Here is a 14,894-nt window from a genome sequence, read left to right on the forward strand (position 1 = left end):
TCCCTCCCCACCCCGCGCCGCAGCACGGACCCGTCGCCGTCCTGTGAGACGTACGGCAGGCCCGTCAGGTCAACTGGCGCACAGCTTCTGGTCGGCCGTGGACGCGTTGTCCAGCTCCGGCTTCTCGACGGATGCGGCGTCGAGCTTGACTCCGGCGCCCTTGAAGTCCTTGCCGAGGGTGAGGGTCATGGTGGGCAGGCCCTGGGAGTTGGTGACGCTCTCGCCGGGTTTCATGGCGGCGCCGGACAGGCCGAGGATCTCGGCGAGGGCGCGGGCCTGGTCGGCCTGGTCGGGGGCGTACTCCAGGGTGGTCTTGGCGAGGTCGGCGGGGGCGTTGCCCGCGTTCTCGGACTTCGTGACGCCGGCCTGGGTCTGGAGGTAGTTCAGCTCCTGCTGGGCGCTGCCGGTGGGAGCACCGCCGTTGAGGACGCGGACCCTGATCTCCGAGGGGTCGGACTTCTCGCCCTCGAGGCGGGCGGCGACGGCGGCGTCCTCCTTCTTCTTCTTGTCCTTCTTCTCCTGCTCGACCTCGGTGAAGGAGACGTCGTTCTTGATCATGTCGAAGATCTGCGGGGCCTTCGCCTCGTTCACGACCACCGTCGCCTTGACCTTCTCGGCCGGGTTGTCGAGCACCGGCACCGTGGTGAACGTGATGTTCTTCGGCGGCACCTTCTTCAATTCCAGGGCGATGTCCTTGAGCGTGCCCACGTTGCCGATGGCGCTGTCCACGGTGAGGGCCTTGGTCGCCGCCTCGGCCAGCTTCACCAGCTTGGTGGGGCTGGTGAGGGTGTCGCTGGAGGACATCTTCCGCATGAGCGAGCCCAGGAACTGCTGCTGCACCTTGATGCGGTCCAGGTCGCCCTCGTTGCCGAAGGCGTGCCGGGTGCGGACGAAGGCCAGGGCCTGCTCTCCCTCGACCTTGGACTCGCCCGCGTCCAGGACGAGCCCGGACTTCTTGTCGTTGACGGCGTGCTCCACGCAGACCTCCACACCGTCGACCGCGGTGGTCAGCGTCTTGACCGCGTTGAAGTCGGCCATCATGAAGTGGTCGGGCTTGATGCCGGTCGTCTCCGTCACCGTCCGCATCGTGCAGCCCGCGTCCCGGCCGAGGTCGCCGAGGCTCTGGTTGAACCGGACGCCCTCGGACCCGGGGATGACCTTCGTCGTCCCGTCCTCGAGCTTGGTCTCGCAGTCGGGGATGTCGACGATCAGGTCCCGGGGGATGCTGAGCGCGGTGGCGTTGGAGCGGTCCTTGGCGACGTGCAGCAGGATGTTGGTGTCCGCGTGCCCGGCACTGCCCTTGTCGCCGTAGCCCTCGTTGCCCTCACCGGTGCGCTTGTCGGTGCCGATGATGAGAATGTTGAAGGCCTCGTCCTTGCTGAAGCTGCTGCTTCCGGCGTTGCCGACGTCCGTCGTCGAGACGTTGCCCTCGAGGTGCTTGAGGTAGAGGTAGCCGCCCACGCCGGCCACGAGGACGACGAAGGCCATGGTGCCGCCGGTCCACAGCAGGACCTTCTTGCCCTTGGACTTCTTCTTCTCGGGGCGGCGTCCGCGCCGGCCCGGCACCGGCTCCTCGGGCTCCGGCCGGCGCCGCCGCTGGGGCGGCACCTCGCGGCCCGGAGCGGAGGTGCGGCGGCCCGCCGTGCGGGGTCCGGGGACGGACGGCTCCGGTGCGGAGGGAGCGGAGGGAGCGGAGGGTCCGGAAGGGGGCATCCGCAGTTCGTATTCACCGGTACGCGGATTCAGCACCCACTGGTCTGCGGGGTCCACGTCGTCTGCCCGCCCACGTCCTTGCGCGTCCACGGTCTCCAAACCTCCGTCGGGGCCACGCGGCACCTTCTCCCGAAGGCGCACGGTAGAAAAAGTCAACAAGTGCACGACGCCAGGGCGGACCTCGCGGCAGGGGGCACCGGAGCGCTCACACTATCCGCCCGGTTCGGCGTCGAACGACTCTGGTGTCACGATCGTCACCCCTACAACAGGGCATTCCCTCCTATTTTCGTGAACTCCTACCATCGGTAGGGCTTGTAGACGTCCATGCACTTGCCGGTGTCCGAGCCGTTGAGGGCGTCGCTGCCCTCCGGCAGGTCTCCGGCCTCGGGCGTCTCCTGCTTCGGATACGACGTGCCCTCGCGCCAGTCAGCTCCCACGACGAGAGTGATCCCGGACACGTCCGACGACTTGCGCACCGCGTTCGCGGGAATCCCCAGCACCTCGGCGACGCGCCGGGCGTCGCCCGCCAGCTCGTCGCCCGGGTAACGGACGACGGTCCGCTCCTCGGAGAGCGCCGCCGAGGTGTCCTTCGTCGCCTTCACGAAGCCCTTGTCCACCAGTGTCCCGGCGACCGCGCCGGCCCGGCCGGAGACCGGGCCGAGGGTGGCCGAGCGGGTGGCGTTCTGGACGAGAACGCCGATCTCGGAGTCCGCGGCGGGCTCGTCGGAGGGCTTCGCGGCGGCGTCGTCCGTCGCGGAACCGTCTCCGGCCGCGCCCTCGCCACCGTCCTTGCCGTCGTCCTTCTTCTTCGTCCCCTTGTCGTCGAAGGACACGTCGTCGCGGAGCATCGCCCACATCTTGTCGGCGTCGGTGGCCGGCAGCAGGTGGTTCTTGTCCTGGGGGTCCTCGACCGTGGGGATCGTCGTCATGGTGATGCGGTCCGTGGGCACCGTCTTGAGCTGCATGCCGAGGTCGTACAGCTTCTTGACGGTGCCGATCTCCTCGGAGACCGTCAACGACTTGGTGGCGGCCTCGGCCAGGTCCATCAGCCGGCCGGCGTCGGTGAAGACGTTCTGGCTCTTCAGCGTGCGGATCATCGAGTTCATGTACATGTGCTGGGCCCGGGCCCGCAGCGGGTCACTGCCCCAGGCGTGCCGGGTCCGCAGCCATTGCAGTGCCTCCTCGCCCTTGACCTTGTGCGAGCCCTTCGTCATCTTCAGACCCGAGCCGCCGGGCACGCCGGGCAGCGGGCGGTCCCACACGTTCTGGTTCACGCAGACCTCGACGCCGCCGACCGCGTCCGCCATCGAGACGACGCCCGCGAAGTCGATCGTCATCCAGTGGTCGATGTAGACCCCGGTGAGGTTCTCCCAGGTCGCCAGGGTGCAGCCGGCGCCGCCGCGGGCCAGCGACGTGTTGATGATGGCGTTGGTCGCCGGGAACTTCTCCCCGGTGTCGGGGTCCTTGCACGCGGGGATGTCGACCCGGGTGTCCCGGGGAATGCTCACCACCGCGGCGCTCTTGCGGTCCGCCGCCAGGTGGATCAGCATCTGCACGTCGGCGAGCGGGGGGTTGTCGCGGTGGTTCTTGCCGCCGCCCAGCGCGACGTTGGCGTCGGAGGCCCGGCTGTCGGAGCCGAGCAGCAGGATGTTCAGGGGCGTCTGGCCGGCCGCGTTCGGCTCGGTCTTGTGCGCCTTGGAGTCGCCGCTGCTGCGCTCGCCCTTGTCGATGTTGCCGTTCAGATGCCGGTAGTAGAGGTATCCGGCGCCGGCCGTGCCGAGTATCAGCACCGCGAGGGTGGTCGCGGACCACCTCAGCGCGCGGTGCCGGCGTCCGGCACGCCGCCGCCCGGAGCGCCTGCCGTTTCTGCCGCCGTGGCCCTGCGGCCCTCCCGGGTCTCCTTGCCCGGCCGTGTCCCCGGTGCTCTCGTCCCGGCCGTCGCGTCCGGCCCGCCGGCCGCGGGCGTGCCGGACGGTGTCCGGTCGCGTTCCCTCCCCGCGCACACTGCTCTGCGTCATGTCCCTCTCCCACCCTCGGGCCCGCGAACGCGCACCCGCACGCGACCTGTCCGCACAGTTGGACGTACGAAGCCCCTCGTTGGCTGTACGGCGACCGGCGGATTGTTCACCGGAGGCCGCTCGGCCGGCCGATCCACGGACCGGCCGACCGGCGGACCGGCCGATGGACCGGCCGTTCCGGCGGACGGCCGACGGGGGACCGGCCGACCCATGGACTGTCGTACTGTCAGACGCGCGTGGGGCCCCTCAGGTCACTTCGCGCACTCGACCTTGTCCGCCGTGGACTTCTGGAGGTCCTTGGGTGCCTCGGCGGAGGTGGCGTCGAGCTTGACTCCGGCGCCCTTGAAGTCCTTGCCGAGGGTGAGGGTCATGGTGGGCAGGCCCTGGGAGTTGGTGACGCTCTCGCCGGGTTTCATGGCGGCGCCGGACAGGCCGAGGATCTCGGCGAGGGCGCGGGCCTGGTCGGCCTGGTCGGGGGCGTACTCCAGGGTGGTCTTGGCGAGGTCGGCGGGGGCGTTGCCCGCGTTCTCGGACTTCGTGACGCCGGCTTCGTTCTGGAGGTAGGTCAGCTCCCGCCCCGCGCTGCCGGACGAGGCGCCGCCGTTGAGGATGCGGACGCGAACCTCGGAGGGGTCGGACTTCGCGCCCTCGAGGCGGGCGGCGACGGCGGCGTCCTCCTTTTTCTTTTTCTCCTTCTCCTTCTTCTTGACCTCGGTGAAGGAGACGTCGTTCTTGATCATGTCGAAGACCTGCTGGGCGGGCCCCTCCTTGAGGACGACCGTCACCGGCTTCGGCTCGGCCGGGTTGTCGATCACCGGCACCGTGGCGAAGGTCAGGTTCTTGGTGTCGAGCTTGCCCAGCTCCAACCCGAGGTCCTTCAGCTTGCCGATGTCCTTCAGCTTGGCGTCGACGGTCAGCGCCTCGGTGCCCGCCTCGGCCAGTTTCACCATCTTCGTCGGGCTGGTGAGCGTGTCGTTGGACTTCAGCTTGCGCATCAGCGAGCCGAGGAACTGCTGCTGGATCTCGATGCGGCTCAGGTCGCCGCCGAAGCCGACGGAGTGCCGGGTGCGGACGAAGGCGAGGGCCTCTTCGCCCTCGACGGTGTGCTTGCCCGCCGACAGGTTCAGGTGCGAGTCCGGGTCGTTGATGTCCTTCGCCAGACAGACCTCGACGCCGCCGACCGCCGAGGTCAGGGTCTTGACCGCGTTGAAGTCGGCCACCATGAAGTTGTCGGGCTTCACCCCGGTCAGTTCGGTGACGGTCCGCATGGTGCAGCTCGGCGTACGGCCGCTCTGGCCGAGACTGGCGTTGAAGCGGACGCTGGAGGAGCCCGGGATGACCTTCGTGCTCCCGTCCTCCTGAGTGGTCGGGCAGTCGGGGACGTCGACGATCAGGTCGCGGGGGATGCTGAGGGCGGTCGCGTTGGAGCGGTCCTTGGAGACGTGCAGCAGGATCGTGGTGTCGGCGTGGCCGGCGCTGCCCTTGTCTCCGTAGCCGTCGTTGCCGGAGCCGGTGCGCTTGTCGGTGCCGATCAGCAGGATGTTGATCGCCTCGTCCTTGCGGAAGCCGCCGGTGCTCGCGCCGTCGTCCGGGAGGGACTCGATGTTGTCGTTGAGGTGCTGGAGATACAGATAACCGGCCGTGCCGGCGGCGAGGATGACGAACGCCATCGTGCCGCCGGTCCACAGAAGTATCTTCTTGCCCCTCGACTTCTTCTTGGCCTTCTTCGTCGGCCGCCGGCGGTCGCGCCGTCCCGGCGGCGGTTCCTCCGGCGTCGCACGCCGCCTGCGCGGCGCGGGAACCTCGGGACTCGGTGCCGGCGTGGCCCGGCGGGGCCCCGGGACCGGTGACTGCGGAGCGGAAGAAGGCAGTCGCAATTCGTAATCGCCGGTGTCCGGATTGAGCACCCACTGGTCTGCGGGGTCGATGTCCTCCGCCTGCCCACGGCCTTGCGCGTCCACGGTTTTCCGAATCCTCCGTCGGGGCCACGCGGCGCCCTCCCCTCCGGGCGCCCGGTCTCGCTCACGTCAGTTCAGTGCGTGGCCAGGGCAGAACTCCGCGGCCGGGCACACCGGATCGCTCACACTAACCGCCCCGTCCGGCGCGGGGCGACGGCAGTGACGCATTCCACGAACCTTACAACTGGGCAATCCGGCGCATTTCTCGGACAATTGTCCGCGCGCGCATGCCACCTTGCACTCGCGGTTGCCCCTTCTTGGAATGCGCTTTACTCGCAGATGTCCTCGTCGGCGGTGTTCCCGCTGAACGTCGGCGCCGGGGATTCGGCGGCACCGGTTTCGCCGGAATTCCCGGTACCGCCGCTCGAGTCCGACCGCTCGGCCGTGATCGTCACGGGCTCGTCCGTCCGCAGGCGGGTGAACAGCTTCTCGGCGGCGGGCTGCACGAGTTGGTCGCGATTGGCGTCGCCCGCGTACGACTCCCGCGGGACGGTCAGGAACTGCACGCGCTCGGTGGGAATTCCGCGCAGCCCGCGCACGAGGTCGTACAGGCCGCGCAGACTCGCCAGCTCGGGATCCGTCGTGAGCGAGGACGTCGCCGCGTCCAGTACGGGGTACAGCTTCACCGGATTCAGCAGTACGCCGTTGCTCTGCACCTTGTTCACGAGCGCCCCCAGGAAACGCTGCTGCCGGTCCATCCGGTCGGTGTCGCTGCCGTCCCCGAGCGACTTCCGTGCACGGACGTATCCGAGTGCCTGCTCCCCGTCGAGCGTCACCCTGCCCGCGGGCAGTTTCAGCTTGGCGTCCTTGTCGTCGACCGGCTTGCGCAGGCACACCTCGACGCCGTCGAGCGCGTCGACCATCTCCTTGAAGCCCTCGAAGTCGACGACCACGTGGTGGTCGATCCGGATGCCGGTCAGCTTCTCCACCGTGCGGATCGAGCACGCCGAACCACCCGCCGCGAAGGCGTAGTTGAACTGCGTGAACGCCGGCTCGGTGAGCGACCCGTCGGGACGGTGGCAGCCGGGGACGTTCACCATGAGGTCGCGGGGGAGGGAGACTGCGGTGGCACTGTCCCGGTCCGCGGCCAGGTGCAGCAGGATCGTGGTGTCCGACCGCTCCGTCCCGGAATCGTGCCCGTAGCGGGAGTTGCCGTCACCCGCCCGCGAGTCCGACCCGATCAGGAGGATGTTCTGCGCGCCGTCCACCACGGCCGTGGGCCGCTCCTTCTCGTACCGGGCGAGTTCGGCGGCGGCCGCCTCGTCGGCCGTGATGTTGCCGCTCAGCTTGGCGTACACCGCCCACCCGGCGCCCGCGGCACCCCCGGCCAGCACGACGACCGCGATCCCGGCGATCACCAGCCGCCGTCTGCGCCGCCGCCGCTTCAGCCCACGGCCGCTCGCGGACGCCCCGCGCCCCGGCTCCCCACCGGAGGCCGCCGTACCCGCGTCCTCGCCCACGCCTGCCTCCGTCCACACCAGAGCGCTGCTACGACCATGCCCCGGGGCAACACGAAGGACAGCACGCACATAGCCCAAACGGGGCACACCGCCCGACCGCCGCCCCCGGGCCAGTCCCCCGCCCCCTCAAGCTGTTGGACAGCCATCCGCCCCGAGCTGCGGGCAGCCACCCGCCCACCCAAGCTGCGGGCAGTCGCCCGCCCGCCCAAGCTGCGAGGGGTTGCCCGCCCGCCCAAGCTGCGGGCAGTCGCTCGCCCTCCCAAGCTGCGGGCAGTTGCCCGCCCACCCAAGCTGCGAGGGGTTGCCCGCCCTCCCAAGCTGCGGGCAGTCGCCCGCCCACCCAAGCTGCGAGGGGTTGCCCGCCCACCCAAGCTGCGGGCAGTCGCCCGCCCACCCAAGCTGCGAGGGGTTGCCCGCCCACCCAAGCTGCGGCCAGTCGCCCACCCACCCAAGCTGCGGGCATTCGTGCCGCCTAAGGCGGCACGAGCGGCGCTGGGGGTACCTCCGAGGCCGTTCAGGCACTGGGGGAGGCACCCCGGCAGCGCCGGGCCACACGGCCCACCCCGCGCCGGCACCGACGCCGCGCACAGGCCGGCATCGTTCACCGACCCACCAACGTCACCGCCACGCCGGTGCCACCACCACGCCGGCGTCACCACCACGCCGGCGTCACCTCGCAGCCGGCGTCACCTCAACCCCGGCCCACCAAACACCCCGCGGACACCTCACCGCGCCGTCACCGAAACCCGCTCCGCCTCGATCCGCTGATCCACCACACCCGCCCCCGCCAGCTCCAGATGCCGGCACAGCACCACCGACCCCCCCCAAGCCAACGGCCCGTACAGCCCCGCGCTCAGCCCCTCCCACGTGTCATACGGCAACCCCGACAGAATCCGCGCCCCCGGCCCCGTGAGCCCCAGCCCCGACGCCTCCGCCCGAGCCCGCTCCACGACCTCCGCGCCGCTGAACTCCCGCCCGGCCACGATCAGCGCCGGCGCCTCCGGATCCACCGGCGCGTACGGCGCGAACCGGTCCCCCTGCCCCGGCACCTCCACCGCGTAATCGGCGAAGCCCTCCGGCGCGGCCGGCGCGAACCGCCCCCCGAGCGGCCGCAGTGCCAGCGCGATCCGCGGCCCCGAGCACGCCCGCGCCGCCTCCAGCGACTCCGGCTCCGGCCCGCTCACGACCACGTCCGCCGCCTTCGGGTCGCCCGCCACGTCGGCGACGACGCCCACCGAAGCACACGCCAGCAGCCACACCGCCGTCTGCCAGTGCGCGGGCAGCAGCAGCGCGACCCGGTCGCCGGGTTCGACGGACAGTTCGTCCTGGAGGAGATTGGCGGTCTTGGCCACCCAATTGGCGAAGGTCGCCACGGATAGTTCGACGCGTTCGCCCGTGGCGTCGTCGTAGAAGGTCACCAGGGGGCGTCCCGGGTCCGCGGCGAGCGCGGAACTCAGCAGGTCGGCAGGGGTGCGGTCGGTCGCGTTCACCCGGGCAAGCGTACGCGGGCCACGCGACGCGCACCGAGTGGACGGCGCACCGCACCACCACCGGATCGCACGAGAGAACCCTACGGCCCGTCAGATCCCAAATAGACATGTTTGTCCAATGATGTACAGAATCAGGGGCATGCGTGGATTTCTGGCTTCCTCGACCGGTGTCACATGCGCGGCGGCCCTGGCCCTCCCGCTCGCCCCGCCCGCGGCAGCGACCACCTCCTCGGCCCCGCCCGTGACGAACCCGGCGGCACGGCCCGCCGCCCACACACCCGGCGGCACCCAGTCGCTGCCCCTCACCCCCCTCGCCCGCGACCGGGCACCCGGCGCGGCCGAACAGGGCCTGACCCGCCGGGACGTACGGCACTTCTCGCTCGTCGGCGTCGTCTGGGACGACCCCGCCACCGAACTCCACGGTCGCGTCGAGGTCCGTACCCGGGCCACCGCGACCGGCACCTGGTCCGGCTGGCGGGAGCTGGAGACCCACAACGCCGACCACGCCGCCGACCCCGGCACCCCCGAGAGCGCCTCGGGTCGCGTCCGCGGCGCCACCGCACCGCTGTGGGTGGGCGAGTCCGACGGCGTGGAAGTCCGGGTCCGGGCGGAGGACGCTCCGGGGGCCGCCCGTACCGCCCCGGCCGCTCCGCGGCTCCCTGCCGGCCTGCGCCTCGAACTCGTCGACCCCGGCGAGGACGCCCCGCCGCCGGCGAACCGCGTGCGGACCGAGGCCACCGAACCCGCAGTCCTCCCCGCGCTCCCCGCCCGGCAGAAGACCAAGCCGCACGCCGGCCCCCGCCCGCGCATCACCACCCGCCGCGGCTGGGGCGCCGACGAGAAGCTGCGCGACAAGGGGTTCGTTTACACGAAGAAGATCAAAGCGGCCTTCGTGCACCACTCGGACACCGGCAACAACTACCGCTGCTCACAGGCGCCGTCGGTCATCCGCGGGATCTACCGCTACCACGTCAAGAGCATGGGCTGGCGCGACCTCGGCTACAACTTCCTCGTCGACAAGTGCGGAAACATCTACGAGGGCCGGGCGGGCGGCGTGTCCAAGCCCGTACTGGGCGCCCACACCCTGGGGTTCAACTCCAACAGCATGGGCATCGCCGTCCTGGGCACGTACAGCTCGAAGAAGCCGTCGTCGGCCGCCCTGAAGGCGATCGCCCGGCTCACCGCGTGGAAGGTCGGGCTCTACGGCGTGAATCCGCGCGGGAAGACATACCTCAAGTCCGGGGGTGGCAATCTCTACCCAAAGGGCAGGAAGGTACGACTGAACGTCATCTCCGGTCACCGCGACGGCTTCGCCACGAACTGCCCCGGAAAGAAGCTCTACGCCAAGCTCGGTTCGGCCCGTGCGAAGGCGGCGGCGTACCAGGGCCGCTGAGGCCGGCCGAGACCGACCGGGACCGGCGGACGGGCCGATGGGGGCACGCCGCCGCTCGGTCCTCGAAGGCACCACGGAACGGTCTGCATACACTGGCCCGCCGAAAGACAGTTCGGCCGGTCCCGGCAGGAAGCAGAGACGACAGGTGACAGAAGCGATCCTCCTGGTCGGCGGCAAGGGCACGCGGCTTCGCCCGCTCACGGTGAACACGCCCAAGCCCATGGTCCGGGCTGCCGGAGTGCCGTTCCTCACGCATCAGCTGGCGCGGGCCAAGGCGGCCGGCGTCGAGCACATCGTGCTCGCGACCAGCTACCTGGCCGAGGTCTTCGAGCCGTACTTCGGCGACGGCTCGGCGCTCGGCCTGCACCTGGAGTACGTCACGGAGGAGGAGCCGCTCGGCACGGGCGGCGCGATCCGCAACGTGGCGTCCCGGCTGCACTCCGGCCCCGACGAGCCGGTGCTGATCTTCAACGGCGACATCCTGACGGGCCTGGACATCGGCGCGCTGGTCCGCACCCACGAGACGACGGGCGCGGACGTCTCCCTGCACCTGACCAAGGTCACGGACCCGAGGGCCTACGGCCTGGTCCCCACCGACGACGCGGGCCGGGTGCTCGCCTTCCTGGAGAAGCCGCAGACCCCCGAGGAGATCGTCACCGACCAGATCAACGCGGGGGCGTACGTCTTCCGCCGCTCGGTCATCGACACGATCCCGGCGGGGCGCCCCGTCTCGGTCGAACGCGAGACCTTCCCCGAGCTCCTCGCCACCGGCGCCCACCTCCAGGGCATGGTCGACTCCACCTACTGGCTGGACCTGGGCACCCCGGCGGCCTTCGTACGCGGCTCGGCCGACCTGGTCCTGGGCCGCGCCCCGTCCCCGGCGATACCGGGCCGCTGCGGGGACCGCCTCGTCCTGCCCACGGCGCAGGTCGCGCCCGGCGCCAAGCTGGCCGGCGGCACGGTGGTCGGCGAGGGCGCCTTCGTGGCGGAGGGAGCGCGCGTCTTCGGCAGCACGATCCTGCCGGGTGCCGTCATCGAACCGGGCGTCCTGATCACCGACTCCCTCATCGGCACGGGCGCCCGCGTCGGCACCCGCTCGGTCCTCGCCGACACGGTCATCGGCGACGGCGCGGTCATCGGCGCCGACAACGAACTCCGCTCCGGCGCCCGCATCTGGTGCGACGCCCAGATCCCCCCGGCAGCCCTCCGCTTCTCCTCGGACACCTAGCCGCCCCGGCCGCGAGCAGTCGCCGTCTCCCGCCCCGGCCGCGGGCAGTCGCCGTCTCCCGCCCCAGCCGCGGGCAGTCGCCGTGCGCCGTACCTGCGGGCAGGCGCCATGCCGCCGTTCCTGCGGGCAGTCGTGCCGCTGGGGCGGCACGGGTGGGCGCAGGCGGCACCCCGCCAGCGCCGGGCTGCGCACCCCCCGCCCGCACCCCAGCACGCCCGCACCCCAGCGCACCCGCACCCCGGCCGACCAGCGAGCCCCGGACCCCTACAACCGCTCAATCCCCCGCGGAGCCATCCGCGGCGCCCGCCTCCCCGGCACCCGCCCACTCAACAACACCAGCCGGGCCGCCCGATGCCGCTGCCCCGCATACGGCTCGAGCAACCGCAGCATCTCCGCGTCGTCCGCGTACCGGTCCCCGCCGAGCGCGAAGCCCACGATCCCCGGCAGATGCAGATCCCCCACCGTCACCGCGTCCGGCGCCCCGTGACTGCGCTGCACGGTCTCCGCCGACGTCCACGGCCCGACCCCCGGCAGAACCTCCAGCCGCTCCCGCGCGGCCGCCGGCTCCATCCCCGCCGCCTCCTCCAGCCGCGCGGCGACCCGCACGGCCCGCAGGATCGTCGACGCCCGCTTGTCGTCCACCCCGGCCAGATGCCACTCCCAGGACGGGATCATCGCCCACGTCCGCGCCGCCGGCATCACACACATCCGCCCGGGCGCGGGCCCCGGCGCCGGCTCGCCGAACTTCCGCACCAGCAGCCGCCACGCCTGGTAGGCCTCCAGCGTCGTGACCTTCTGCTCCAGGATCGAGGGGATCAACGACTCCAGCACCAGCCCGGTCCGTCCCAGCCGCAGCCCCGGACGCCGATGCGCCGTGACCGCCAGCAGCCGGTGCCGCGGCACGAACGCGGACGGGTCGTCCTCGGCGCCCAGCATCCGCGGCAGCTCCTCCAGCAGCCACTCGGCCCCCGGCCCCCAGGCCTCGCCCCGCAGCTCACCGTCGCGCGCGGTGACCCGCAGGGTGCCCGGCCCGGCGGGCGTCCGGCTGGCCCGCCACACCGACCCGTCCGGCATCGTCCGGAACGTCGGATCGCCCGGCCCGCGCCGCAGCGGCCCGAGCACCAGCCCCAGCTCCAGCGGCCCGTCGGGCACCCACACCCGGACCCGGCCCGGCGCGTACGCCTGCCGGGGTATCCCACCGCGCGCGGTGGCGCGAGGGGGCCGGGGAGCGAAACGTCCTGCCACGAGCGAGATCCTTGGGAGAGCCGTACGAGAGCTGAGGGAAAGCCCCTACGAGAGCTGAGGGAGAGCCCCTACGAGAGTAGAGGGCTACCGCACCTCGATGAACGCCCCCGCGTCCCGCTCCGGCCGCGCCTTCGGCTCCTCGGCCGGATGCCCGACCGCCACCGCGCCCATCGGGTCCCAGTCGCCCGGCAGCCCCAGCACCTCCCGTACGACGTCCCGGCAGAACATCGTCGAGGACACCCACGCGGAACCCAGCCGCTCCCCGGCCAGCGCGACGAGCAGGTTCTGCACGCCCGCACCGGCGGCGACCACGAACATCTCCCGCTCGGCCCCGTCGCGCCGCGCGTCCCCGTAGCTGTGCGAGCCGTCCATGACCAGGCAGGGGACGACGAGGTAGGGCGCGTTGCGCAGGACGTCGCCGCGCCGCACGCGCTTGGCGACGGACTCCTCGCTCCTGCCGTCGCGCCGCAGGTCCGCGATCCAGGCGTCCCGCATCGCGTCGAGCAGCCGGGTGCGGGAGTCCGCCGACTCCAGGAGCACGAACCGCCACGGCGTCGTGTGGTGCGGCGCCGGCGCGGTCACGGCGGCGGCCACCGCCCGGCGCACGGCGCCGGGGTCGACCGGCTCGTCCGTGAAGGTCCGTACCGTACGCCGCTGGGTGACCGCCTGTCGTACCGCCTCCGAGGTGCCGAGGCGGAACATGTCGCCGCGCGCGCCGCGCACCAGCGCCCGCGCGCCCTCGCCGTCGTCCTCGGCGACCACCTGCGGCAGCCCGCGTACGACGGCGACGGGCAGGCCGGCGGCCTTGCCCTTGACCAGGTCGCCCGCGGCGGCCAGCTCGTCGGCGGTGGCGACGACGGTGGCAGTGAGCGGATTGCCATACGCGTCCGTGCCGCCGCGCAGGTCGTCGAGGACGCGGACGCCCGCGGCGCCGATCGCCATGTCGGTGAGCCCGGACCGCCAGGGCCGTCCGACGGTGTCGGTGACGATCACGCCGACGTCGACGCCGAGCGTGTCGCGGAGCCCCTCGCGGATGCCCCGCGCGGAGGCGTCGGGGTCCTCGGGGAGCAGCAGCACGGTCCCCTGCGGGGTGTTGGAGGCGTCGACGCCGGCCGCCGCCATGACCAGACCCAGGTGGTTCTCGACGATACGCAGCGTGCCCCGCCGGGCCACCACCCGCACCGTCTCGGCGTCGATCGCGGCCTCCCGGTCGGCGGCCTCGACGATCCGGCCCTCGGCCTTGGACACGATCTTGGACGTGACGAGCAGCACGTCCCCGTCGGCCAGTCCGGGCTCGGCGGCCGCGATGAGCTTGGCCAGGTCGTCGCCGGGCCGCACCTCGGGCAGACCCGGCAGGGCCCACACCCGGTAGCCGTCCCGGTGGCCGGAAGCGCCGTCGCGCGTCTCGTCGCTCACGCCTCCCGCACCTCCTCCGCCAGCGTCAGCGCCTCCCGGGCCATCTGCGCCGTGGCGTCGAGGTCGGTCATCATCAGCGGTACGGCGCGGCAGAGGATCCCGGCGGCCTTCACGCGCGTGACGGAGTCGGCGTCGACCGTGTCGACCAGCCAGCCGTCGAGCAGCCCCGAGCCGTAGTGCTCGGCGACCGCGGCGGCCGTGGACTCCACGCCGACCGCGGCGAGCACCTTGTCGGCCATCCCGCGCACCGGCGCGTCGCCGACGATGGGGGACAGGCCCACCACCGGCACCCCGGCCTCGGCGATCGCCTCCCGGATGCCGGGCACGGCGAGGATCGTGCCGACGGAGACGACCGGGTTGGAGGGCGGGAAGAGGATCACGTCCGCCTCCGCGATGGCCTCCAGGACGCCCGGCGCCGGCTTGGCCTGCTCGGCGCCGACCGGCACGACCGCCTCGGCGGGGACGGAGGCGCGCAGCCGCACCCAGTACTCCTGGAAGTGGACCGCCTTGCGCTCCCCGTCCAGCTCCACCGCCACGTGCGTCTCCACGCGGTCGTCGGTCATCGGGATGAGGCGCACCCCGGGCTTCCAGCGGTCGCACAGCGCCTCGGTCACCGCGCTGAGCGGAAAGCCCGCGGTGATCATCTGGGTCCGCACGATGTGCGTGGCGAAGTCGCGGTCGCCGAGCCCGAACCACTCGGGTCCGACGCCGTACGCCGCGAGCTCCTCCTTGAGGTGGAAGGTCTCGTCCGCCCGTCCCCAGCCCTGCTCCTCGTTGATGCCGCCGCCGAGCGTGTACATCACCGTGTCGAGGTCCGGGCAGACCTTCAGCCCGAAGAGGTGGATGTCGTCCCCGGTGTTGCCGATGACCGTGATGTCCGCGTCCGGCGCGGCCTGCTTCAGACCACGCAGGAACCGGGCACCGCCGATGCCGCCTGCCAGAACCACAATGCGCATGGGCCCAGTCTTGCAGG

General features: G+C 72.0%; 10 protein-coding genes. 2 read left to right on the top strand and 8 right to left on the bottom strand.

Translation table 11 applies throughout. The annotated features are described in order from the left end of the window. Positions 1–69: 69 nt before the first annotated feature. From NI25_RS23650 to NI25_RS23670, 5 genes are all read right to left on the bottom strand, one after another. On the bottom strand, positions 70–1,803 hold the full coding sequence (locus NI25_RS23650; RefSeq protein ID WP_199561014.1) for an LCP family protein: 1,734 nt from the start codon (positions 1,801–1,803) through the stop codon (positions 70–72). A 206-nt stretch (positions 1,804–2,009) separates the two neighbouring features. Beyond that, the gene (locus NI25_RS23655; protein WP_199561016.1) at positions 2,010–3,731 is read right to left on the bottom strand and encodes an LCP family protein; all 1,722 of its coding nucleotides are present in this window, start codon (positions 3,729–3,731) and stop codon (positions 2,010–2,012) included. Between the two features lie 251 nt (positions 3,732–3,982). Then, entirely contained in the window at positions 3,983–5,692 is a 1,710-nt protein-coding gene (locus tag NI25_RS23660; protein ID WP_061444366.1) for an LCP family protein, read from the bottom strand. Between the two features lie 266 nt (positions 5,693–5,958). Next, positions 5,959–7,149: an LCP family protein gene (locus NI25_RS23665; protein ID WP_061444367.1), complete on the bottom strand. Its 1,191-nt coding sequence runs from the start codon at positions 7,147–7,149 to the stop codon at positions 5,959–5,961. A 725-nt stretch (positions 7,150–7,874) separates the two neighbouring features. Next, on the bottom strand, positions 7,875–8,639 hold the full coding sequence (locus NI25_RS23670; protein ID WP_061444368.1) for a TIGR03089 family protein: 765 nt from the start codon (positions 8,637–8,639) through the stop codon (positions 7,875–7,877). A gap of 139 nt (positions 8,640–8,778) precedes the next feature. Here NI25_RS23670 and NI25_RS23675 point away from each other — a divergent pair, with 139 nt between their 5' ends. Both NI25_RS23675 and NI25_RS23680 read left to right on the top strand, forming a co-directional pair. Then, entirely contained in the window at positions 8,779–10,032 is a 1,254-nt protein-coding gene (locus tag NI25_RS23675; protein WP_061444369.1) for a peptidoglycan recognition protein, read from the top strand. Between the two features lie 145 nt (positions 10,033–10,177). Then, positions 10,178–11,260, top strand: coding sequence for a nucleotidyltransferase family protein (locus NI25_RS23680; protein WP_061444370.1), 1,083 nt, complete (start codon positions 10,178–10,180; stop codon positions 11,258–11,260). A 264-nt stretch (positions 11,261–11,524) separates the two neighbouring features. Here NI25_RS23680 and NI25_RS23685 read toward each other — a convergent pair whose 3' ends face one another. The 3 genes from NI25_RS23685 to cofD all read right to left on the bottom strand — a co-directional run bounded on the left by NI25_RS23685 (position 11,525) and on the right by cofD (position 14,877). Further along, positions 11,525–12,505 (bottom strand): DNA-3-methyladenine glycosylase family protein, encoded by a 981-nt coding sequence (locus tag NI25_RS23685; RefSeq protein ID WP_061444371.1) that lies wholly within the window; start codon positions 12,503–12,505, stop codon positions 11,525–11,527. Between the two features lie 84 nt (positions 12,506–12,589). After that, positions 12,590–13,921, bottom strand: a complete 1,332-nt coding sequence (locus NI25_RS23690; RefSeq protein WP_061444372.1) for a coenzyme F420-0:L-glutamate ligase — start codon at positions 13,919–13,921, stop codon at positions 12,590–12,592. Beyond that, on the bottom strand, positions 13,918–14,877 hold the full coding sequence (gene cofD, locus NI25_RS23695) for a 2-phospho-L-lactate transferase (protein WP_061447065.1): 960 nt from the start codon (positions 14,875–14,877) through the stop codon (positions 13,918–13,920). The genes NI25_RS23690 and cofD overlap by 4 nt, the downstream gene beginning before the upstream one ends. Positions 14,878–14,894 lie beyond the last annotated feature (17 nt).

This window comes from Streptomyces sp. CCM_MD2014 (genome assembly GCF_000772045.1).
Classification (GTDB): Bacteria; Actinomycetota; Actinomycetes; order Streptomycetales; family Streptomycetaceae; genus Streptomyces; species Streptomyces salinarius.